The following is a 19,836-nucleotide window of genomic DNA, read 5'->3' on the forward strand; positions in this document are numbered from 1 at the left end:
GCTGGGACAAACCCCGTCCCGCGCCGATGAGTTCCGGGTGGCCGTCCGGTCTGTCTCTGTGAAAGCAGCGACCACCGCTTCCCACAGGAGACCACCGTGTCCGAGACCACCCTGCCCCTCGCCACCCCCACCCAGGGTGCCGGCGCCCCCCGTTCCCGCAGCGCCCGCGTGTCCCTGACCGCCCTGCAGATCGTCCTCGGCCTGTTCTACGCGATCGCCAGCGCACTTCCCAAGCTGATCGCCTACCCCTCGGCGGCCGAGTCGTTCGACAAGCTGGGCTGGGGTCACACGGGCATGTACATCATCGGCGTACTCGAACTCGCCGGAGGACTCGCCCTGTTGACCCCGTTGCTGGACTCGGTGGCGGCGGTGGCGCTCAGCGCGCTGATGGTCGGCGCGTTCGTCGTCAACGTCACCGTCGTCCACGGCCCGTATGTGGCGACCCCGCTGATCCTGATGCTGCCGCTCGCCCTCATCGCCTGGGCCAGGCGCGGCCACACGACCGAGCTGCTCCGCCTGGTACGCCGATGGGCGGGACGTCGAGCGTGACGGCCGGGCAAGGGCGAAGGGCTCCCCCGGGTCCGGGGGAGCCCTCGACGACGTACGACGGCACGTCGGCTTTCCGAAGGTTCAGGAGCCCGAGGTGCCGGAGGAACCCGATGAACCTGTGGAGCCCGATGAACCGGTGGAGCGGGGACCGGCCCAGGGAGGACCCGTCCAGCGGGGACCGGCCGAGCGGCGGGAATCACCCGTGGACCCGGTCGCCCCCTTCGTACCGGTGGACGGGCCGGAGGAGCTGACCGGGCCGGACGAGCCTGTCTGCATCCCCCGCAGACGCTCCAGCTCGCGGCGGTCCCGTTTGGTCGGGCGCCCCGCACCCCTGTCCCGGATGCCCGCCGGGGCCACGGTCTCGCGCGGCGGAGGCGGGGGACTGTTGTCGACGTAGCACTCGACGGCGACGGGCGCGCCGACCCGCTTGCGGATCACACGCTTCACGACGACGATCCGCTCCCGGCCCTCGTGCCACAGGCGTACCTCGTCGCCCACGCGTACCGAGTACGCCGGCTTGACGCGCTCACCGTTGACCCGGACATGCCCGCCTTTGCAGGCCGCGGCACCCATCGAGCGGGTCTTGACGAGACGGACGGACCAGATCCAGGCGTCGACCCGCACGCTCTCGCCGCCGGCAGGCCCGGCAGCGGAGGCGGTCCTGGCCGCGGAGGCGGCGGCAGTGGTGGAGGCTTCCGCGGAAGCCCTGGCCGAAGCGGTCCCGGAAGCCGCCGGCGCCGCCTCGCCCGCGCCGTGCGAGCCTCCGCCGCGCGGGGTTCCGGCATCCACGCTTCCGGCACCCGGGTTTCCACCGCGCGTGCCTGCGGCATCCGGGTTTCCGGCACCCGAGGTTCCGCCACGCGAGGTTCCGGCATCCGGGTTTCCGCCGCGCGTGCCTGCGGCAGCCCTGCCCGTCATCTTCCCGTCAGCACCCTGAGAAGCCATGGCTCGACTCTAATACCCGCGGCCCGGCACACCGCCCGCCTTTTCCGTCGCACGGACCACCCCGGATGCGTCCTTCCGCGAGTGCGCCGAGGGTGTCGAGTGAGGCAGTCCGGGAAACGCCAGAGGGGACCGCGGTGGAGACAGCAGCGAAGGCCGACGCGTCGATGGACGGCCTCCGCGCCGGTCCGGAGCCGCTCGCCGCCCTCCCCTCCGTCGCGTTCCGTTCGGGGGAGGTGCCGGTCCGGTGACCACGCCGACCGATGTCGAGCCGCCCGGGACCGAAGAGCCGCCGCACCGGCGCACGTTCACGTTTCCCAGTGCTCTGACCGTCCTCGCGATCGTCACGATCGCCGTGTGGGCGCTGGCGTTCCTGATCCCGGCCGGGCAGTACGACCGCACTCCCGAGGGACGGCCGATCCAGGGCACCTACCACCGCGTCGACTCCGGGCAGAGCTTCGTCGACCGCCTCAACGATCTGTTCCTCTCGCCCGTCAACGGCCTCTACGGAATCCTGGACGAGAAGAGCGCGCAGGTCGGCCCCGAGTTCGCCGGTGAACTGTACGGCAGCGCGGGCGTGTTCCTCTTCGTGCTCGCCATCGGAGCGTTCATCACGGTGGTGTTCGCGACGGGTGCCCTCGACCGGGGCATCGGTCTCCTCGCCCACCGGCTGCGGGCGCGTGGGGCGCTGCTCATCGCGGGCATCATGCTGGTGTTCTCGGTGCTGGGCACCGTGGAGGGCTTCGCCGAGGAGACGCTGGGGTTCTACGGGCTGATCGTGCCGTTGATGCTGGCGCTCGGCTACGACCGGATGGTCGCCGTCGGCACGATCATTCTCGGCGCGGGCATCGGGGTGCTGTGCTCGACGGTGAACCCGTTCGCGACGGGCGTGGCCTCGTCCGCCGCCGACATCTCGCTCGGCGACGGCATCGTGCTGCGGTTCGTGATGTGGGTCGTGCTGACGGCGGTCACGATCGCCTACGTCATCCGGTACGCGCGCCGGGTCCAGAAGAGTCCGGACCGCTCGATCACCGGCTTCCTGCCCGGGGACCGCGAGCATGCCCAGGAAGCGGCGGCGGGCGGGGTTCCCGAGCTGACCGGTCTGCACAAGGCGGTCCTGGCCACCACGGCCCTGGTCTTCGCCTTCATGATCTTCTCGGTCGTGCCGTGGTCGAGCGCGCTCACGGGCAAGGCGGACGCCCGGCCGTACGGGTTCGAACTCGGCTGGTCCTTCCCCGAGCTGGCGGCGCTGTTCCTGTGCGCGGCGGTACTGGTCGGGGTGGTGGCGCGGATGGGCGAACAGAAGCTGAGCGCGACGATCGTCCAGGGCGCGGCGGACTTCATCTCACCGGCACTGGTGATCGTGCTGGCCCGCGGAGTCACCGTGATCATGAACAACTCGAAGATCACGGACACGGTTCTGCACTCCATCGAGGGCATCGTGGAGGGCACCTCCTCCAGCCTCTTCGCGATCATCGTCTTCATCGTGAACCTGCCGCTGGCCTTCCTCATCCCCTCCACCTCGGGCCACGCGACCCTCGCCATGCCGATCCTGGCCCCGCTCGCCGACTTCGCGGGCGTCTCCCGCGCGGTCGTCGTCACCGCCTGGCAGTCCGCCAGCGGCTGGATGAACCTCTGGGTCCCCACCACCGCCGTCACCATCGGCGGAGTCGCCCTCGCCAAGGTCGGGTACGACAAGTACCTCCGCTTCCTCTGGCCGCTCCTCGCCATCCTCTTCCTGCTGATCTGCGGATTCCTGGCGGTCGGCGCGTCGATGACCTAGCCGCCGGTGGAGCGTGGGATCGGAGAGCGGCGCGTGGAGAGCCGGGCCCGGGCGGACGCGTCGTACGGTGGTGAGGTGGACAGCAGTGGTCCGAACGAGGACGGTCGGGCAACCTCCGCGGAGAGGGTAGCCTCCGCGGAGAGGGCAGCCTCCGCCGATCCGGCAGCGTCTGTCGAACCGGCAGCCTTTGTCGATCCGGCCGTCCGCGCAGGCTCCGCCGGACCTGCGGTGCCGGCCGATCCTGCTGTCCGTGCAGCCTCCGCCAGTCCTGCAGCCTCCGCCAGTCCTGCAGCCTCCGCCGGTCCTGCGGTCCCCGCTGGTCTTGAGGTGCCGACTGGTCGTGAGGTGCCGACCAGTCCTGCGGTGTCGGCCGGTCGTGCGGTGTCGGCCGGTCCTGAAGTGTCGACCGGTCCTGAGGTGTCGACCAGTCCTGCGGTGTCGGCCGGTCCCGCGTCGGGTCGGGGCGGTGTGGTCGACCTCGGCGGGCTGGACGCGCGGATCGCCGGCTGTCGGGCCTGCCCGCGTCTTGTCGCCTGGCGCGAAGAGGTGGCCGCCACCAAGCGCGCCGCCTTCGCGGACCAGACGTACTGGGGGCGTCCGGTGCCCGGGTTCGGGCCGGCCGACGCCTCCCTCCTCGTCGTAGGGCTCGCGCCCGCCGCGCACGGCGGGAACCGTACCGGGCGGATGTTCACGGGGGACCGGTCGGGCGACGTGCTGTACGCGGCGTTGCACGAGCTCGGACTGGCCTCGCAGGGGACCTCCGTGAGCGCGGACGACGGACTGGAACTGTACGGCGTACGCGTCACCTCTCCCGTGCACTGCGCGCCACCCGCCAACAAGCCGACCCCCGAGGAGCGGGACACCTGTCGGCCCTGGCTCGTCGAGGAGTTGGGTCTGTTGCGGCCCACCCTGCGGGCCGTGGTCGTGCTCGGCGCGTTCGGCTGGCAGGCAGCCCTGCCCGCCTTCGCGGAGGCCGGGTGGAGGGTGCCTCGGCCGCGACCGGCCTTCGCGCACGGGGCACGGGTGACGCTCGGACGACGACCGGAGCCGGACGGCACCGAGCCCGCCTCCGTCGAGCTCTTCGGCTGTTTCCACGTCAGCCAGCGCAACACCTTCACCGGGCGGCTCACCCCCGCGATGCTGCGGCAGGTACTGGGCGCGGCCGCGGAGTCGGCGGGACTGGCGACGCGCCCGCCACGGGATCGGACCCGCGCGAGCGATGAGCCCGAACCCGGAACCCGGCGGGGCACGGACACATAGGCGGCCGGGCGCGGACGCATAGGCGGCCGGTCGCGGGGATTCGGGGCTGCTCGCGGGGGCGTGGAGGTGGGTGTCAGGCGCAGTCGGGCTCGATCTCCGCCGCCGGTTCGTCCTCCGGGACGACGGCGGTCGCGGTGATCTCCACGAGCTGCCCGGTGTACCCGAGGCAGGCCACCCCGAGCAGGGTCGAGGAGTGCGGGCCGATGCTCAGCCCGGACGCCTCGACGACATTCCAGACCGAGGACAGCACGGCCGGTTCGGCGCTGACGACGTACACATCGGTCGACACGACATGGGCCATGCCGCTTCCCACGGCTCGCAGTTGCTCGTCGAGATTGTCCAGCACCTGCTCGGCCTGCCGTACCGGATCGCCCGCGCCGACCAGCTTCCCGTCGGCGTCGAGCGGCACGGATCCGGCGAGGAACGCCAGCTTCGTCCCCGCCTCGACGACGGAGGCGTGCGAGTAGACGGGCGGCGCGAAGAGACTGGGAACGGTGACACGCTGGACCACGGGGGCTCCCTGAAGTAGGGCTTTCGACTGTGTGACGGACAACCTGTCGATGATGCGGGTCCGACGACGGCTCCCGCATCCCCATTACGACCGGGCGCGCCTCTTGCCCGGGTGAATAATCCTTCGAACACCCCCGGCCTACGCTGCTACGGTCACGGCGTGGCGAAACTCAATCAGATCATCGCAGTGGAGAAGGGCATCAAGTCCAAGTCCCATCAGGACCTGACGGCTGCTCATCATGGCCTGCAGAAGCCGGCGTTGCTCGCCGGTATCTCGCGGACGTATCAGCCGAAGGACGAGGAGGGCGAGCAGTTGCCGCCCGAGTCGACCCGGGTCCAGGTGCAGGCCGAGGACGTGCTGCGGGCCACCGCGGCGACCCTGACGCGGCTGTTCGACGTGACCGCCACCAAGGACTGGGCCAACTGCGCGGCGACGGCCGATGTGCTGGTGGACGGTCGGGTGCTCGTCGCCGACGTGCCGGTGTCCTATCTGCTCTTCCTGGAGAAGCAGCTCACCGATCTCAACACCTTCGTAAGGAAGCTGCCGGTCCTCGACGCCTCCGAGTCGTGGGTACGGGATCCGTCCACCGACGCCTGGAAGACCGAGCCGGTGCGGACCCTTCGTACGAAGAAGGTGCCCCGGAACCACGTCAAGGCCGAGGCCACCGAGAAGCACCCGGCCCAGGTCGAGGTGTACTACGAGGACATCCCCGTCGGATACTGGACGACCGTCAAGTTCTCCGGCGCCCTGCCCGCGCGGCGCGTGAACGAACTCCTCGACCGGGTCGAGAAGTTGCAGCAGGCGGTGAAGTTCGCCCGCGAGGAGGCCAACGGCGCGGACGTCGTCGACCAGCGCGTCGGGGACGCTGTTTTCGGCTACCTGTTCGCACAGGGGTAGCCTCTGGACTCCCCGGCCACCACGCACCACGGCCGGGGTGCGCGAGGAGCGCAAGCTGAACCTGAAGCTTGTCGTGAATGCACGGTTCCAGTGGAGGTTCGAGTCCTCCCCGCGGCACCCAACGGCACTCCGGTCCCCGGAGTGCCCACGCGCCGCGGTAGCCCAACTCGGCAGAGGCAGACCGTGATCAATCTCAGACTATTGCTCCAGACTCAGTATTCGCCGCCGATCGCCGGATCGACCGGGCCCAGGCCCCAGTACGCCGAGATGCTGGTTCAAGTCCAGTCCGCGCAGCTCGATGCGTGGTGGTCCAAAGGCAGGACGCGGCGACATAACGACTGACCTGGGTTCTCAAGCGTGCCGGCGTGCGACATGGCGGCATCTCAGGGTCCGGGGGCCGGCTACGCCCTCGGACCCGCTCCTCTCCTCGGACGTGTCACTCCACGTCCCCCTCACGTCACGCGTATCCGCGAAGCCCCACGCCCGTCGCCCCGCGAAGCGCCGTACCCGTATCCCCGCGAGCCCGTCGCCCGTCGTCCCGCGAAGCCCCGCACCCGTCGCCGCGCGGAGCGCCGTACCCGTATCCCCGGATGGTCACCTTCGTCTCCCGTGAAGTGTCACGTCACGGAAATGCCCGCGTTCGATTTCCGCGGGCGACACGCACTACCCTGGTCACGACACGAGCCCGGCCGACGTCGCCCGAAGGCACCCGCCCTCGCCCGACAGGAGCCCCGTGCACCTCACCCGCCTCGCCGTACCACCCTGGCTCGCCCATGCCCTGCGCGCGCAGCGCGGCCCGGTCCCCTGGAACGCGGTTCTGCGGGGCGCGCTCGCCGCCGGGCCGCTGTTGCTCGTGGCCGTACTGAGCGGTCGTACCCCACTCGGAGTGATCGCCGCCCTCGGCGCGATGCTGGCCGGGATCAACGACAGGCCTGGCAGCCGACGGGTCGCCGTCGAGCGGCTCGGGGTGCCGGCCCTCGCGGGAGCCACCGGTCTGCTCATCGGGTCGTACGCCGGACAGCACACCGGCGCGGTCACGCTCACGCTCGTCCTCACCGGGCTCGGACTGTTCGCCGGAGGCGTCAGCGCGGTCGGACCCGTGGCCTCCGGGGCGGGGACCCAACTGCTGGTCGCCTCGGCGATCGGGGCCGGGATGCCGCTGCCCGAACCGGGGTGGGTGCGCGCGCTCCTCTTCCTCGGCGGGGCGGGCTGGCTGCTCGCGCTCCGGCTCGCACTGCCGACGACCGCGGTGAACGCCGGGGACTACCGCTTCGACGGGGAGCGTGACGCCGTCGCCGGGGTCTACGACGCCGTCGCCCGACTGCTGCTCGCGGCGGGCGGACCCGACGCGACCCGGCGACGCGTCGCCCTGACGGCGGCCCTCGACCAGGCGCAGGACGCGCTCGACGGGCCCCGGCTGCGGCGGTACGCCAGTTCCACGGCCGAGCGGCGGCTGCACGCGCAGTACGCCGCGGCCCTGCCGCTCGCCGAGGCCGCGACCGCGCTCGCCTGGTCGGGCGAGGCGGTGCCCGCGCGGGCAGCGGAGGGCCCGCGGCGGCTCGCCGTCGCCGTCCGCACCGGCGCGCCCACCGGTCCGCTGCCGGCGCCCGCCGTCCCCGGCGCCCGGTTCCGCCCGCGGGGTTCCGGCGCCGCTTCGACGTCGGACGCACGGCCGCCCGTGCGACGGACCGCGCCCTCCGTCGTCCCCGCGCTGCGCGCCCTCCACGACGCCCTGCTGCACGCGGCCGAGGCGTTCGACCGGGGTTCCGGGAACGTCCTGCACGCCAGGCGGCGTACCGCCGTGTCCCTGCTCCGCACCGCTCTCGGTTCCGCGGGGCGCGAGTACGGCATCCGGGTCGCGCTCTGCTTCGGCGCGAGCGTCGCCGTGGCCCAGGCCCTGCACCACGCGCGCTGGTACGGCAACCACCCGCACTGGTACTGGCTCCCCGCGACCGCCGTCTTCCTCGTCAAGCCCGACCTCGGGCCGCTCGCATCCCGCGTGCTGTGCCGGGCGGCGGGAACCGTCCTCGGCGCGGTCGCCTTCGCGGGGCTCGCCCTCGTGCTGCCGCGGCCGGAGGGACTCGTCGCCCTGGTCGCGGTCAGCGGCGCGCTCATCCCTGTCGCCACCCGGCACTTCGCCGCGCAGACCGCCGTCGTCACCGTCCTCGTCCTGTCCCTCGTGATGGTCGGCGGTGAGCCGCAGGCCTCCTGGAACCGGATCGTGGAGACGCTGCTGGCCTGCGCGATCGTGCTGCTCGTCGGGCATCTGCCGACGCTCGGACAGCGGGGCGGGACCGTGCGGGCGAGGCTCACCCGGGCCACCGAGGCGGCGGACGTCTACCTCGTCCATGTGCTGAGCGACGGCACGGCCCGTGACCGCACGGGCCGCTGGGTCCTGCGCCGGGAGGCCTATCGCGCGCTCGCCGAGGCCCGTGCCTCGATCGACCTCGCCGCCGCCGAACTCCCCGCCCTGGCACGGCACTCCGAGGGTACGGACGGGCTCGCGGCCACCCTGGAACGGCTCGTCGACACGACCACGGCATGCGCTGTGCAACTCGACGACACCGGACGGCTCACGCCCGAGCACAGCGACCGGATCGCCGAACTGCTCGGTGAACTGGCCGAGGGGCGCGAGCGGGCGGGACTCGGGGCGGCGCCCGTGCCTCCCGTCGCGGTCTGACGCCCGGGGGCTCGTTCGGTCCGTGCCGGATGCTCGCCGGCACCGGAAGAATCTTGGCGACATTTCGATGAGTTCTGCTTCTCCCGGGCGTCCACCACAGAGTAGGCACCCTTCCGTAGGAGGAGCACATGACGCTTCCGCAGATCGTCTCGCGTGAGGAGTGGCAGGCGGCGCGCGAGGAACTGCTGGTGAAGGAGAAGGCCGCCACCCGCGCGCGTGACGCCCTCAACGCGGAGCGACGCGGGCTGCCGATGGTCGAGGTCGACCAGGAGTACGTCTTCGAGAGCGGCGACGGAAAGGCGGCGCTGCCCGAACTCTTCCGCGGACGGGACCAACTCGTCGTCTACCACTTCATGTTCGCGCCCGATTGGGACGCGGGCTGCCGTAGCTGCTCGGCGTTCCTCGACCAGATCGGGCACCTCGCCCATCTGCGGTCCCGCGGAACCGAGTTCGCCGCGGTGTCCCGGGCGCCGTACACGAAGATCCTGCCGTTCAAGGCCCGGATGGGCTGGACCGTGCCCTGGTACTCGTCGTACGACAGTGACTTCAACTACGACTTCCAGGTGTCGTTCGCCGATCCCGAACCCTACGAGCGGCCCGGGATGAGCTGCTTCCTGCGCGACCGCGGACGCGTCTTCCATACGTACTCCACCTACGACCGTGGCCTCGACGGCCTGGGGTCGACCACCTCGCTCCTGGATCTCACCGCGCTGGGGCGGCAGGAGGAGTGGGAGGAGCCCGGGGGCCGCGCATCCGCGCTGGGGGCGCCCGCGGGCAGCGAACGCGTCCGGTACCACGACGAGTACGAAGTCTGAGGCGCGCGTACGAAGCCCGACGCGACGGGCCCGAGGGCCGACGAACAGGCACGGTGACCCGGTCTACCACCTGGTGTCGACTTCGTCTCAGTACCGTCACTTCCAGAGCCGTTCACCCCATGGCAGGCGTTTAACTCTGCACAGCAGCGCGACATGGAGGTAAAGGGTGAACGGGCGAATGGTGCTGGAGCGTTTTCCCGCCGGGGGACCACGCGGGTCGTGGCCCGCGGAGGAGTTCGCGCAGGCGCGCCGCCAGGAGGGGCAGGCCGCCGAGGTCGTCATGGATCTCGCCTCCGACGCCTTCCTGGTCGTCGTGGGTGGTGTCGACAGCGGCGAGTGAGAGCCGTGAGTGAGAGCCGAGAGTGAGGCCGTCGGGTGAGGCGGTCGCGGTCGATCCCCCACGGGCGCGGATCAATTCCCTGCGGGCCGTGAAACGGGGATCAGGCGCTGATCGGCCGTGACCAGGCCGGTGTCGTTCCCGTGGCCCGGCACAGGGCCAGATAGAGGGGGATCGGCGGGGTATACGGAACCGTGCTATCCGGTTTGTGGATGAGCCCGGGAATCCCCGGTGAGTCCGGCACGACCGCACCCGTGACGTAGTGGGCGGGCGCCGGCCACTCCAGGGCGACATCGGAGTCGGAGGGAACGATCCACCACCACTGCGTCGCGTCCGCGTAGACGCAGCCCACACGCGGCAGCCTCGACAGGAGCAGCGGTCCGAAGTGGGCGGGCACCGACACCGCGTCGCAGCCCAAGGGCACCTTCATGCCTTCGGGGACGGGGAGACGCCTCGGCGGCCCGGACGGTCGCCGTCCGCGCTTCATGCGCACCAGCGTGTCCAGGCTCAGGACCCGCGCCGCGGGCCCCGCCGCAGACGTACGGCTCACAGGCTCTCCCGATCCCGATCTTGGCTCCGAATCCGACTCAGACTCCGGCTCTGGTCCTGTCTCTGGCTCCGGGCGGAGGGGTACTGGGGGTTCCCCATGGTTCCCGCCCCCCAGTAGCCCTCCGTCCCCGTGCCCCGGCCCTCGTTCGGGGGCTTCTTCGCGCTCCAGCCCAGGTCGGCCCGCGGGCCGGTGTCCGGGTCGCGCGGACCCGGGTCGGACCGGACCTCGCGGAGCCGGCCGTGCGGCCCCGCACCCGGTTCGGCCTCGAACTCGACCTCCGGCCGGTCCGGATCATCCATGTCGTGCCGGTCGTCCAGATCGTGCCGGCCGTCCAAGTCGCCCTGGTCCGGCCAGGTCTCCCCGGCGGTCTCGGCCGTGTCATGGGCCCGGCCTGCGGAGCGCGCGATCTCCGCCCACACCAGCAGGCCGGGCCCGGTGTCCTGGGCCCCCCAGGCCCTGGACACTGCCGCGACGAGAAGCAATCCCCTCCCGTGCTCCTCGTCGGGCCGTTGCGGTGAGGGGTGTGGCTCGCCGGGAGCGCATCCCTCGTCACACACGGCTATGCGCACCAGGTCGTCGGCATCGTGCAGTTCGCAGACGACGCGTTGCCCGGCGGCATGCACGATCGCGTTGGTGACCAGTTCCGAGACCACGAGGGCCGCCGTGTCACAGGTGTCCTCGCACACCGCCCAGCCGGACAGGCGGGACCGGGTCAGGCGTCTCGCCTGAGCAACGGAGCCCGGGTGTGCGGCCAGTTCGAAGCGGAACCGGCGCTCGGCGGCGGCACCGGGGTGCTGCCCCATGGCGGCACGGAGACCGGACCGGTCTTCGGCTGCGTCTGTTCCTAACGGCGCGGACGGAATCACGGTTGCCACTATCTCCCCGCCGTGAACACTTGGCAAGACTCACTCTGAAAAATGCAGAGTGCCGTGTGACGCCGTGGGGGCGCGTGGCACACTGCTGGCAACAGCAAGCCGAGCGGCGCCAGTTGGGATCGTCGAGGAAGACGAGGAAGAACCCGGACGGCGCCAACGGGGCTGTCCGGACTCAGTGGAGGTGGGACGTGAGCGAACCGCGGTCCGCGCCGACGGTCGGCCAGGTCGTCCTCGGCCGGCGACTGCTGGACCTGCGGGAACGCGCGGGTCTCAAGCGTGAGGAGGCCGCGCGGATCCTGCGTGTCGCCCCCGCGACGGTCCGCCGTATGGAGATGGCCGAGGTCTCCCTCAAAATTCCGTACCTCCAGCTCCTGCTGAAGTCGTACGGCGTGGGGGACGAAGAGGCCGAGGCCTTCGTCCAACTGGCCGAGGACGCCAACAAACCCGGCTGGTGGCAGCGGTTCCACGACATCCTGCCCGACTGGTTCTCCATGCACGTCAGCCTGGAGGGCGCGGCCGCCCTGCTGCGCTCCTACGAACCCCACTTCATTCCCGGCCTGTTGCAGACCGAGGACTACGCCCGCGGCGTCCTGAAGGCCGGGGCCATCGGGCAGACCCGGCCCGAGGACATCGAGCGCCATGTGGCGCTGCGCATGCAGCGGCAGAATCTGCTCACGCGTGAGGACGCGCCCCGGATCTGGGCCGTGATGGACGAGACGGTGCTGCGCCGCACCATCGGCGGTCCCGAGGTGATGCGTGCTCAGATCGACAAGTTGCTTCAGGCCACGAAGCTGCCCCATGTGACGCTGCAGGTGATCCCGTTCTCCTCGGGTCCGCACCCCGGCACGTACGGGCCCTTCGTGCTGTTCCGATTCGCCATGCCGGAACTCCCGGACATGGTCTACAGCGAGTACCTGACCGGCGCCGTCTACCTGGACGCGCGTTCCGAGGTGGCGACCCACCTGGAGGTCATGGACCGCATGGCGGCTCAAGCCGCTACGGCACATCGCACGAAGGAGATCCTCCGGGATCTCCGCAAGGAGCTGTGAATGGAACGCATCACGCCGGAACGCATCAACCCGCGAATAGGCGACGTGCGCATCTACAACGGAATGCCCGCCCGTGAACTGGGCAGTGAGGGCTGGCACAAGCCGTGGAGCGGCGGGAACGGCGGCAACTGCCTGGAGGCGATGAAACTCGCCGACGGCCGTATCGCCGTGCGCCAGTCGGCGGATCCGGACGGTCCCGCGCTCATCTACACGCCCGGCGAGATGACCGCGTTCATCCAGGGCGCGAAAGCGGGAGAGGCGGACTTCCTTCTCTCCTGAACGACTTGCTTCCCCTTGTCCTGACTTTTCACTTGCCCCGACTTCCTCCCTCCCGACTTCCCTGTCTCTCGACTTCCCTGTCTCTCGACTTTCCTGAATTTGGTTCTGAATTGATCACCCACCACGGCGCGGACTTACGGAGACCGTCATGACCGGGCAGCCCCCCATCGGAATCGACACGAGCAAACCCCATCCCGCGCGGATGTACGACTGGTACCTCGGCGGCAAGGACAACTACCGCGTCGACGAGGAGATGGGCCGCCAGATGCTCGCCCTCGACCCGAGGGTGCCGGTCATGGCCCGGGTCAACCGCGCCTTCATGCAACGCGCCACACGCTGGCTGGCGGAGAACGGCGTGCGGCAGTTCCTCGACATCGGCACGGGCATCCCGACCGAGCCGAACCTTCACCAGATCGCCCAGGCGGTCGCGCCCGACGCGCGGGTCGTGTACTGCGACAACGACCCGATCGTGCTGGCCCACGCGGAAGCCCTGCTGCGCAGCTCGGACGCGGGAGTGACCGAGTACCTGCAGGCCGATGCGCGGGACCCGGACGCCATTCTCGACGGGGCCAGGAAGGTCCTGGACTTCAGCCGGCCCGTGGCGCTCTCCCTCGTGGCACTGCTCCACTTCGTCTCCGACGCGGACGGTGCGCACGCCCTGGTCGGCCGGCTGCTGTCCGAACTGCCCTCCGGCAGCTACCTGATGATCACCCACGCCACCGCCGACTTCACTCCCGAGGAGTCGGCGGCGGCGATCGCGAAGCTCAAGGCGGCGGGCGTCACCCTGGCACTGCGCTCCCAGGAGGAGTTCACCCGCTTCTTCGACGGCCTCGACCTGGTCGAGCCGGGCGTCGCGGTGGTCCACGAGTGGCACCCGGAACTGGGCGAACCGGTGCCGGGACAGGACGACGGGGTCATCCCCGGGTACGGGGCCGTGGGACGCAAACCGTAGGTGTCGCGGGAGAGTCGCCCGACCGGACACCCCGTCCACGTGTTCACGGCCATGGGGTGCGGAGGCGGGAACACAGCGGCGCGGACTCGATGGTGGGGCGCGGTGGTGGGCGCGCGGCGGCGGGGTGAGGGCTTCCCGGGGAAGAAGCCGGGGCCCCGGGGTCCGGCGCGGCGGCCCACCGGCCTGGGGCCCGGTGCGGCGGCCCACGGGTCCGGTCCGGTGCGGCGGCCCCTCGGGTCCGGTCGGGTGCGGCGGCCTCCCCGGGTCCGGGGTCCGGTGTGGCGGCGCTACGCGGTCATGGGCCGGTCGTACGGTCCGATCGGGGCCGGCAGGTGTCCGCGCCCCGCCCCGCTCAGCGCCCGGTCCACGGCCGCCGCGACCGCCCGGCCCTCGGCGATCGCCCACACGATGAGCGACTGGCCGCGGGCCGCGTCCCCGGCGGCGTACACCCCGGGAACGTTCGTGCCGAAGCCGGCGTCGCGGGCGATCGTGCCGCGCGGCTCAAGTGCCAGTCCCAACTGGTCGATCAGGCCGTCGTGCCGGTCCGGGCCCGAGAATCCGAGGGCGAGCAGCACGAGGTCGGCCGGCAGGGTCCGCCCGGAACCGGGGACCGGGCCGCGCCGCTCGTCGACCGCGACGAGATGCAGCGACCTCACACGCCCGTCCGCGCCGCCTTCGAAGTGCAGCGTGGACGCGGCGAAGAGCCGCGCGTCCGCGTCCGCGGCGGGCGCCGTGCCCAGCGTGCCCGCCTCCTCGTGCGCGGCGGAGAGCCGGTAGATCTTCGGATACGTCGGCCACGGCTCGGCGTCCTCGTCGCGCTCGGCCTCCGGCTGCGGATAGATGTCGAGCTGGGTCACGGACGCGGCGCCCTCGCGCACGGCGGTCCCCAGACAGTCGGCCCCCGTGTCGCCGCCGCCGACGATCACCACATGCCGTCCCGCCGCGGACAACGGGGAGACCTCCAGGTCCCCCTCGCACACCCGGTCGGCCAGCGGAAGGTATTCCATCGCCTGATGAATGCCGGCCAACTGCCGTCCGGGGACGTCCAGTTCACGCCAGGTCGTGGCCCCGAGCGCCAGGATCACCGCGTCGTAGCGGGCCTTGAGCTCGGTCGCCCCGATATCGGTGCCGATCACCGTCGACGTACGGAACTTGGTTCCCTCCGCGCGCATCTGCTCCAGCCGCCGGTCCAGATGCCGCTTCTCCATCTTGAACGCGGGGATGCCGTACCGCAGCAGGCCGCCGATCCGGTCGGCCCGTTCGTACACGGCCACCGTGTGCCCGGCCCGCGTCAACTGCTGTGCCGCGGCGAGCCCGGTGGGCCCCGATCCGACGATCGCCACCGTCCGCCCCGAGAGCCGGTCCGGCGGACGCGGCGGGGTGAGACCGTCCTCCCAGGCGCGGTCGGCGATCGCGACCTCGACGTTCTTTATCGTGACCGCCGGCTGGTTGATCGCCAGCACGCAGCCGGCCTCGCACGGCGCGGGGCACAACCGCCCGGTGAACTCGGGGAAGTTGTTCGTGGCGTGCAGCCGGTCGCTCGCCGCCCGCCAGTCGTCGCGCGACACGAGGTCGTTCCACTCGGGGATCAGATTGCCCAGCGGGCACGCCTCATGACAGAAGGGGACACCGCAGTCCATGCACCGGTCGGCCTGTTTCTCGATGATCGGCAGCAGGGCTCCGGGAACGTACACCTCGTTCCAGTCCCGTACCCGTTCCCGGACAGGCCGACGCGGGTACTCCTGGCGCGGTGTGGTCATGAAACCCTTGGGATCGGCCATGGCCGTCTCCCTCATGTACGCGTACCGGTGCGGGGCCGCACGGCCGCCGGCCGTCATCGGCCACGGAATCCGGGCGGCACTCCTTTCCCGCCACGATACGTCCCCCGCGCGGGCGCCGCCGCCCCAGCCGACGGCGGGCCGACGGCCTGGTCAGGAGACCGGCGACTCAGGTGAGGGCGAGCGCGTACGACACCGCCGCGGCGGCCGAGGCGACGGCGCGGACGTGATTCCACCGCGTCCACTGCCGTACGTACGCGGGCCAGTAGGCGGCCTCCTCCGGTGTCCCGGGGTCCAGTCTCTGCAGGGCGTCATTGCGCGGGACGTTCGCCGCGATCGTCACCCCGAACGCCCCGAACAGATACAGCGCGCTGCCGAGCAGTAACTCCACCGTCCCGTCGTCCGGCAGCAGGACGAACGTCACCACCGCGAGCACCGAGCACAGCATCGCCGACCCGACGAACACGATCATGAACGGGGGGCGGACCGCCGCGACGTTGATCGCCTTCATCGCGGCGACCCCCTGCGCGGGCGGCAGCTGGGTGAGCGCCCTCATCACGAAGGTCGAGAACCCGCAGAACACCCCCGCCACCAAGCCGCAGCCGAGCACCCCCAGCACCGTCAGCACGAAATACGGTCCATCGATCATGTCCACTCCCGCGTCGAACCGGCCGGACCCAAGATCCTGCACAGCGCCGACCGTCACCACAAGCGAAATCCGCCACGACGGCCCTGGTCCGGGCCGACCGACACGGACACCCGGGTGAGCGCCCCCGCACAACGGTCGGGCCGCCCCCTCACGCCCGAGCGCCGACTTCCTCGTGCTCGCGCCACTCCAGGAGCCTCGTGTCCACGTCGGCCGCGATCCGACGGCGCGCCTCGTGCCGCGGAACGCCACTCATCAGCAACTGGTCGTACGGAGTCTCCGTGTGCCGTACGGACGCGCGGACCGCCGCGGTCACCGCCGCCTCGGACAGCGCGCGACCCGCCGAGCTCCGCCCGACGCGTCCGCTGCCGCGCACCGAGGCGTGCGTGGCGATCGCCCGCGCCCGGTCGTCCGGACAGCGGGGGAACAGCCGGCGTATCTCCCGTGCGAACACGTCCGTGAAGCGGACGTCCTCCGCCTCCCGGCGCCGCGCGTCCCGTGCCCGGCGTCGCCTGCGCGCCTCCGCGTCCGCCAGACACCGCTCCTCGGCCAGAGCGAGCGCCGCCTCCTCGACCATGACGCCCTGCCGCTCGTACCGGCCCCGTCTCCGGTTGAACCGCACCACCACCGCGGACAGCGCGCCGCCCTCCCGCGATCTGCGCGTCAGGGCGGTGTCGCCGCGAGGCAGGAACACCAGGTGCCCGAGATCCGCGCAGTCCAGACACCTGGGCGCCCCCTCCTCCAGCACCAGGAGCGCGAGCGGCCCGCTCCGGCACTCGACACAGCGCCGCTTCTTGAGCGGCTGGACGACGAGGAGTCCGTTCCGGTGCGGAGGATCAGCGATCGGAGCCATACGCGGTTCCTTCCCCGCACCGCCCCCACATCTACGTCGTCGCCCGACACCCCGACACGCTTTCCGCACCCCGACACCTCGCCCGCCCCGACTTCCGGCCGCTCTCTCATGCCCCGCCTTCCGGCTGCCCTCGCATGCCCCGTGCTTCGGGCGCCTTCGCTCGCCTCGCGGCGCGACACCTCGCTCGCCGCGGGTTCCGGTTCCGGGTGCCTTCGCCCGTCCCGCGTCCCCCGCCCCGACACCTCCCGCACCCCGCGTTCCGGGCGTCCTCTCATGCCCCGTGTTCCGGGAGTATTCGCTCGTCCCGTGTCCCGGCACCTCCCGCTCCCGTGCTCCGGGTGCCTTCTCATGCCCCGCGTTCAGAGTGCCTCGCCCGCCCCGCCCCGCCCCGCCCTGCCTCGCGTCGCGGCGCCTGTCACGTCCCGGGCGCCCGACGCGCCCGTACGCCCTTGTGTCCCCGCGGCCCGATACCTCGGCGCGGCGGGGGCCCTGCCGTCCGATGCTGCCGCCCGCCGGCGATCGGGGACGCCCTCCGTCGCGCGGGGGCCGCCGGGCGTCCCGGCCGTCCGGTGCCGTACTCGCCCGCTTGCGGCCCGCCTTGCCGGTCGGGACCGCGTGGGCGCACGGCATCATGGGCCCTGTGCGACTCGAAGCGATCACCTGGGAACGGCTCGGCGACCTCCTCGCCGACCGTCTGCTCGACCTGAAACCGCAGGACGGCAGCCCCTGGCCGCGCGTTGCCTTCGACGCGGCCCCGGCCGCCCGCCCCGGCGAACTCGCGCACCGCGTCTCCGAAGCGCTGCGCCTGCGCGGCCGTACCTCACTGGTCGTCGGCGCTGAGGGCTTTCTGCGCCCCGCCTCGCTCCGGCTCGAATACGGTCACCAGGACGTCGAGGCCTATTACGACGGCTGGTTCGACACCGGCGCTCTCTGGCGCGAGGTCTTCGGTCCACTCGAACCCGGCGGCGACGGCAGGGTCCTGCCCGACCTCCTGGACCCTGCCACCGACCGGGCCACCCGCAGTCCCTACGTCCAACTCCCGCCCGGCGGAATCCTGTTGCTCCATGGCCCCCTCCTCCTGCGCCACTGGTTCCCGTTCGACCTCAGCGTCCACGTACTCCTCTCCCAGGGCGCCCTCCGCCGCCGTACCCCCGAGGCGGAGCACTGGACCCTCCCCGCCTTCGCCCGTTATGAGAGCGAGGCGGACCCGGCCACCGCGGCCGACGTCCTGGTGCGAGCCGACGACCCCCGCCACCCGGCCTGGAACGGCTGACCGCGACCGCCGGCACGTGCCCCAGGTGCGCGGCCCCTGGGGCACGGCGAGAATGAAGGGCGCCGGGACTAGCGGTGTGTTCCGCGCCGCGCCGGCCGTCCGGCACCGGGAGGTACTACATGACCACCGCCGGAGACATCATGCACCGTGGTGCCCAGTGGATCCCCGCCCACGAGACCCTGGACCGCGCCGCCCAGCTGATGCGCGAGCTCAACGTGGGCGCCCTGCCCATCAGCGACCAGAACGAACGACTCTGCGGCATCCTCACGGACCGCGACATCGTCGTCGGCTGTGTGGCCATGGGGCACGACCCCGCACAGGTCACCGCGGGCGAGATGGCCCATGGCACACCGCGTTGGATCGACGCCGGAGCAGACGTCGGCGAAGTGCTCCAGGAGATGAAGGGGCACCAGATCCGCAGGCTGCCGGTGATCGAGGACAAGCGGCTTGTCGGCATGATCAGCGAGGCCGACCTCGCCCAGCACGTCAGCGACGAACAACTCGCCTCCTGGGTCGAGAGCGTGTACGCGAGGGGCACGAGCGGCGCGATGGGCTGAGCCCGCCGATCCGATCGTTCCTCCCCTGCGTGCCGAGTGCGCGACGCGTGCTCTCGTCCGGCCGGCCGTGCCGGGCGGGAGACGTGTCAGAGCCAGCCGTTGCGCCTGAATCCCCGGTAGAGGACGAGACAGCCGACGGATATGAGGCCGATGACGATGGGGTAGCCGAACCTCCAGTGCAGCTCGGGCATGTTGTCGAAGTTCATTCCGTACACACCGCAGACCATGGTCGGGACGGCGATGACCGCCGCCCATGCCGTGATCTTCCGCATGTCCTCGTTCTGCGCCACCGTCACCTGCGCGAGATGTGCCTGCAGGATCGAGTTGAGCAGTTCGTCGAAGGCGGCTATCTGCTCGGTGACCCGCAGCAGATGGTCGGAGACGTCCCGGAAGTACGCCTGTATCTCCGGGTCGACCACGCGGGTCGGCCGGGTCGCCAGCTCCTGGATCGGCCGGGCGAGCGGGACCACGGCCCTTTTCAGTTCGAGGAGTTCACGCTTGAGCTGGTAGATGCGGCCCGCGTCCGCGCGTGCGCCGTTCTCCGCGAACACATCGGCCTCGACCTGGTCGATGTCCGACTGGACGGAGTCGGTGACGTTCACATAGTCGTCGACCACATGGTCCGCGATCGCGTGCAGGACCGCGGCCGGCCCCTTGGACAGCTGCTGCGGATCGGACTCCAGTCCCTCGCGGAGCGGGCCCAGGGATCCGTGCCGTCCGTGCCGCACGGTGATGACGAAGTCCGGCCCGACGAACACCATGATCTCGCCGGTGTCCACCACCTCGCTGGTCGCCGTCAACTCCTTGTGCTCCACGTAGCAGACCGTTTTGAACACCGCGAACAGCGTGTCGCCGTACCGCTCCAGCTTCGGACGCTGATGCGCCTCCACCGAGTCCTCGACGGCCAGTGGATGCAGGTCGAAGAGCTCGGCGATGCCAGCGAACTCCTGGTCGGTCGGTTCGTGCAGCCCGAGCCAGACGAATCCCTCGTCGCGTTTGCGGATCCGCTGCACGGTGTCGACCAGATCGCGGCCTTCGGGGATGCGGACGCCGTCCCGGTATGCCACACAGTTCACCACCGAGGAGCCCAACGGCGACCGGGCGGGGTGACTCAGGTCGACCCGGCGCCTGCGCCGCGTCAGCCGGGCCACTCTGCGGAGGCCGTCGACCGCGCCGAGAGCCGTCACCTTCCGCAAATTCCCTGCCATGGACATCTGGATCTCCTCGCGTGGGTCTCCCCGGGCCGCACT

General features: G+C 71.4%; 20 protein-coding genes. 12 read left to right on the forward strand and 8 right to left on the reverse strand.

Annotated elements, in window-relative coordinates:
- The first annotated feature begins 96 nt into the window (after positions 1-96).
- Complete coding sequence (locus tag OHT01_RS29440; protein ID WP_328556132.1) at positions 97-549, forward strand: DoxX family protein; 453 nt, start codon at positions 97-99, stop codon at positions 547-549.
- Between the two features lie 81 nt (positions 550-630).
- Here the strand turns inward: OHT01_RS29440 and OHT01_RS29445 are convergent, their stop codons facing one another.
- Complete coding sequence (locus OHT01_RS29445; protein WP_328556133.1) at positions 631-1,338, reverse strand: RNA-binding S4 domain-containing protein; 708 nt, start codon at positions 1,336-1,338, stop codon at positions 631-633.
- 400 nt (positions 1,339-1,738) lie between these two features.
- On the opposite strand from OHT01_RS29445, the gene OHT01_RS29450 reads away from it, so the two are divergent.
- Positions 1,739-3,274 (forward strand): YfcC family protein, encoded by a 1,536-nt coding sequence (locus tag OHT01_RS29450; RefSeq protein ID WP_328556134.1) that lies wholly within the window; start codon positions 1,739-1,741, stop codon positions 3,272-3,274.
- A gap of 417 nt (positions 3,275-3,691) precedes the next feature.
- Positions 3,692-4,534, forward strand: a complete 843-nt coding sequence (locus OHT01_RS29455; protein ID WP_443043463.1) for a uracil-DNA glycosylase — start codon at positions 3,692-3,694, stop codon at positions 4,532-4,534.
- A 73-nt stretch (positions 4,535-4,607) separates the two neighbouring features.
- Here the strand turns inward: OHT01_RS29455 and OHT01_RS29460 are convergent, their stop codons facing one another.
- Complete coding sequence (locus OHT01_RS29460) at positions 4,608-5,045, reverse strand: RidA family protein (protein ID WP_328556135.1); 438 nt, start codon at positions 5,043-5,045, stop codon at positions 4,608-4,610.
- 159 nt (positions 5,046-5,204) lie between these two features.
- On the opposite strand from OHT01_RS29460, the gene OHT01_RS29465 reads away from it, so the two are divergent.
- From OHT01_RS29465 to OHT01_RS29480, 4 genes are all read left to right on the forward strand, one after another.
- Positions 5,205-5,942, forward strand: a complete 738-nt coding sequence (locus tag OHT01_RS29465) for a DUF7873 family protein (RefSeq protein WP_328556136.1) — start codon at positions 5,205-5,207, stop codon at positions 5,940-5,942.
- Between the two features lie 733 nt (positions 5,943-6,675).
- Entirely contained in the window at positions 6,676-8,622 is a 1,947-nt protein-coding gene (locus OHT01_RS29470) for an FUSC family protein (RefSeq protein WP_328556137.1), read from the forward strand.
- Between the two features lie 128 nt (positions 8,623-8,750).
- The gene (locus tag OHT01_RS29475) at positions 8,751-9,437 is read left to right on the forward strand and encodes a DUF899 domain-containing protein (RefSeq protein WP_328556138.1); all 687 of its coding nucleotides are present in this window, start codon (positions 8,751-8,753) and stop codon (positions 9,435-9,437) included.
- Positions 9,438-9,603: 166 nt separating this feature from the next.
- Positions 9,604-9,777 carry a hypothetical protein gene (locus OHT01_RS29480; protein WP_328556139.1) on the forward strand — a complete coding sequence of 58 codons (174 nt, stop codon included), beginning with the start codon at positions 9,604-9,606 and terminating at the stop codon, positions 9,775-9,777.
- A 100-nt stretch (positions 9,778-9,877) separates the two neighbouring features.
- On the opposite strand, the gene OHT01_RS29485 is transcribed toward OHT01_RS29480, so the two are convergent.
- Positions 9,878-10,261, reverse strand: a complete 384-nt coding sequence (locus OHT01_RS29485) for a hypothetical protein (RefSeq protein WP_328558316.1) — start codon at positions 10,259-10,261, stop codon at positions 9,878-9,880.
- 59 nt (positions 10,262-10,320) lie between these two features.
- Complete coding sequence (locus OHT01_RS40205) at positions 10,321-11,127, reverse strand: ATP-binding protein (protein WP_443043464.1); 807 nt, start codon at positions 11,125-11,127, stop codon at positions 10,321-10,323.
- Positions 11,128-11,387: 260 nt separating this feature from the next.
- Here OHT01_RS40205 and OHT01_RS29495 point away from each other — a divergent pair, with 260 nt between their 5' ends.
- From OHT01_RS29495 to OHT01_RS29505, 3 genes are all read left to right on the forward strand, one after another.
- Complete coding sequence (locus OHT01_RS29495; protein ID WP_328556140.1) at positions 11,388-12,248, forward strand: helix-turn-helix domain-containing protein; 861 nt, start codon at positions 11,388-11,390, stop codon at positions 12,246-12,248.
- Positions 12,249-12,527 carry a DUF397 domain-containing protein gene (locus OHT01_RS29500; RefSeq protein ID WP_037624764.1) on the forward strand — a complete coding sequence of 93 codons (279 nt, stop codon included), beginning with the start codon at positions 12,249-12,251 and terminating at the stop codon, positions 12,525-12,527. It abuts the gene before it with no gap.
- 148 nt (positions 12,528-12,675) lie between these two features.
- Positions 12,676-13,479 (forward strand): SAM-dependent methyltransferase, encoded by an 804-nt coding sequence (locus tag OHT01_RS29505; RefSeq protein ID WP_328556141.1) that lies wholly within the window; start codon positions 12,676-12,678, stop codon positions 13,477-13,479.
- A gap of 287 nt (positions 13,480-13,766) precedes the next feature.
- Here the strand turns inward: OHT01_RS29505 and OHT01_RS29510 are convergent, their stop codons facing one another.
- The 3 genes from OHT01_RS29510 to OHT01_RS29520 all read right to left on the reverse strand — a co-directional run bounded on the left by OHT01_RS29510 (position 13,767) and on the right by OHT01_RS29520 (position 16,756).
- Positions 13,767-15,260, reverse strand: a complete 1,494-nt coding sequence (locus OHT01_RS29510) for a glutamate synthase subunit beta (protein WP_328556142.1) — start codon at positions 15,258-15,260, stop codon at positions 13,767-13,769.
- A 166-nt stretch (positions 15,261-15,426) separates the two neighbouring features.
- A complete protein-coding gene (locus OHT01_RS29515; protein ID WP_328556143.1) occupies positions 15,427-15,906 on the reverse strand; it encodes an anthrone oxygenase family protein in 480 nt (159 codons plus the stop codon).
- A 148-nt stretch (positions 15,907-16,054) separates the two neighbouring features.
- Positions 16,055-16,756: a DUF2293 domain-containing protein gene (locus tag OHT01_RS29520; protein ID WP_328556144.1), complete on the reverse strand. Its 702-nt coding sequence runs from the start codon at positions 16,754-16,756 to the stop codon at positions 16,055-16,057.
- Between the two features lie 631 nt (positions 16,757-17,387).
- Here OHT01_RS29520 and OHT01_RS29525 point away from each other — a divergent pair.
- Both OHT01_RS29525 and OHT01_RS29530 read left to right on the forward strand, forming a co-directional pair.
- Positions 17,388-18,029 (forward strand): uridine kinase, encoded by a 642-nt coding sequence (locus tag OHT01_RS29525; RefSeq protein WP_328556145.1) that lies wholly within the window; start codon positions 17,388-17,390, stop codon positions 18,027-18,029.
- 119 nt (positions 18,030-18,148) lie between these two features.
- Positions 18,149-18,586, forward strand: coding sequence for a CBS domain-containing protein (locus OHT01_RS29530; protein WP_328556146.1), 438 nt, complete (start codon positions 18,149-18,151; stop codon positions 18,584-18,586).
- Between the two features lie 86 nt (positions 18,587-18,672).
- Here the strand turns inward: OHT01_RS29530 and corA are convergent, their stop codons facing one another.
- Positions 18,673-19,800 (reverse strand): magnesium/cobalt transporter CorA, encoded by a 1,128-nt coding sequence (gene corA / locus OHT01_RS29535; protein ID WP_328556147.1) that lies wholly within the window; start codon positions 19,798-19,800, stop codon positions 18,673-18,675.
- Positions 19,801-19,836: the final 36 nt, after the last annotated feature.

Source organism: Streptomyces sp. NBC_00358 (genome assembly GCF_036099295.1).
Classification (GTDB): Bacteria; Actinomycetota; Actinomycetes; order Streptomycetales; family Streptomycetaceae; genus Streptomyces.

Coding starts and splice junctions, on each gene's coding strand:
- OHT01_RS29500 (WP_037624764.1), top strand. CDS start 12,249: ATGGAACGCATCACGCCGGAACGCATCAACCCGCGAATAGGCGACGTG.
- OHT01_RS29485 (WP_328558316.1), bottom strand. CDS start 10,261: ATGAAGCGCGGACGGCGACCGTCCGGGCCGCCGAGGCGTCTCCCCGTC.
- OHT01_RS29525 (WP_328556145.1), top strand. CDS start 17,388: ATGGGCCCTGTGCGACTCGAAGCGATCACCTGGGAACGGCTCGGCGAC.
- OHT01_RS29520 (WP_328556144.1), bottom strand. CDS start 16,756: ATGGCTCCGATCGCTGATCCTCCGCACCGGAACGGACTCCTCGTCGTC.
- OHT01_RS29510 (WP_328556142.1), bottom strand. CDS start 15,260: ATGGCCGATCCCAAGGGTTTCATGACCACACCGCGCCAGGAGTACCCG.
- OHT01_RS29505 (WP_328556141.1), top strand. CDS start 12,676: ATGACCGGGCAGCCCCCCATCGGAATCGACACGAGCAAACCCCATCCC.
- OHT01_RS29475 (WP_328556138.1), top strand. CDS start 8,751: ATGACGCTTCCGCAGATCGTCTCGCGTGAGGAGTGGCAGGCGGCGCGC.
- OHT01_RS29530 (WP_328556146.1), top strand. CDS start 18,149: ATGACCACCGCCGGAGACATCATGCACCGTGGTGCCCAGTGGATCCCC.
- OHT01_RS29515 (WP_328556143.1), bottom strand. CDS start 15,906: ATGATCGATGGACCGTATTTCGTGCTGACGGTGCTGGGGGTGCTCGGC.
- OHT01_RS40205 (WP_443043464.1), bottom strand. CDS start 11,127: ATGGGGCAGCACCCCGGTGCCGCCGCCGAGCGCCGGTTCCGCTTCGAA.
- corA (WP_328556147.1), bottom strand. CDS start 19,800: ATGTCCATGGCAGGGAATTTGCGGAAGGTGACGGCTCTCGGCGCGGTC.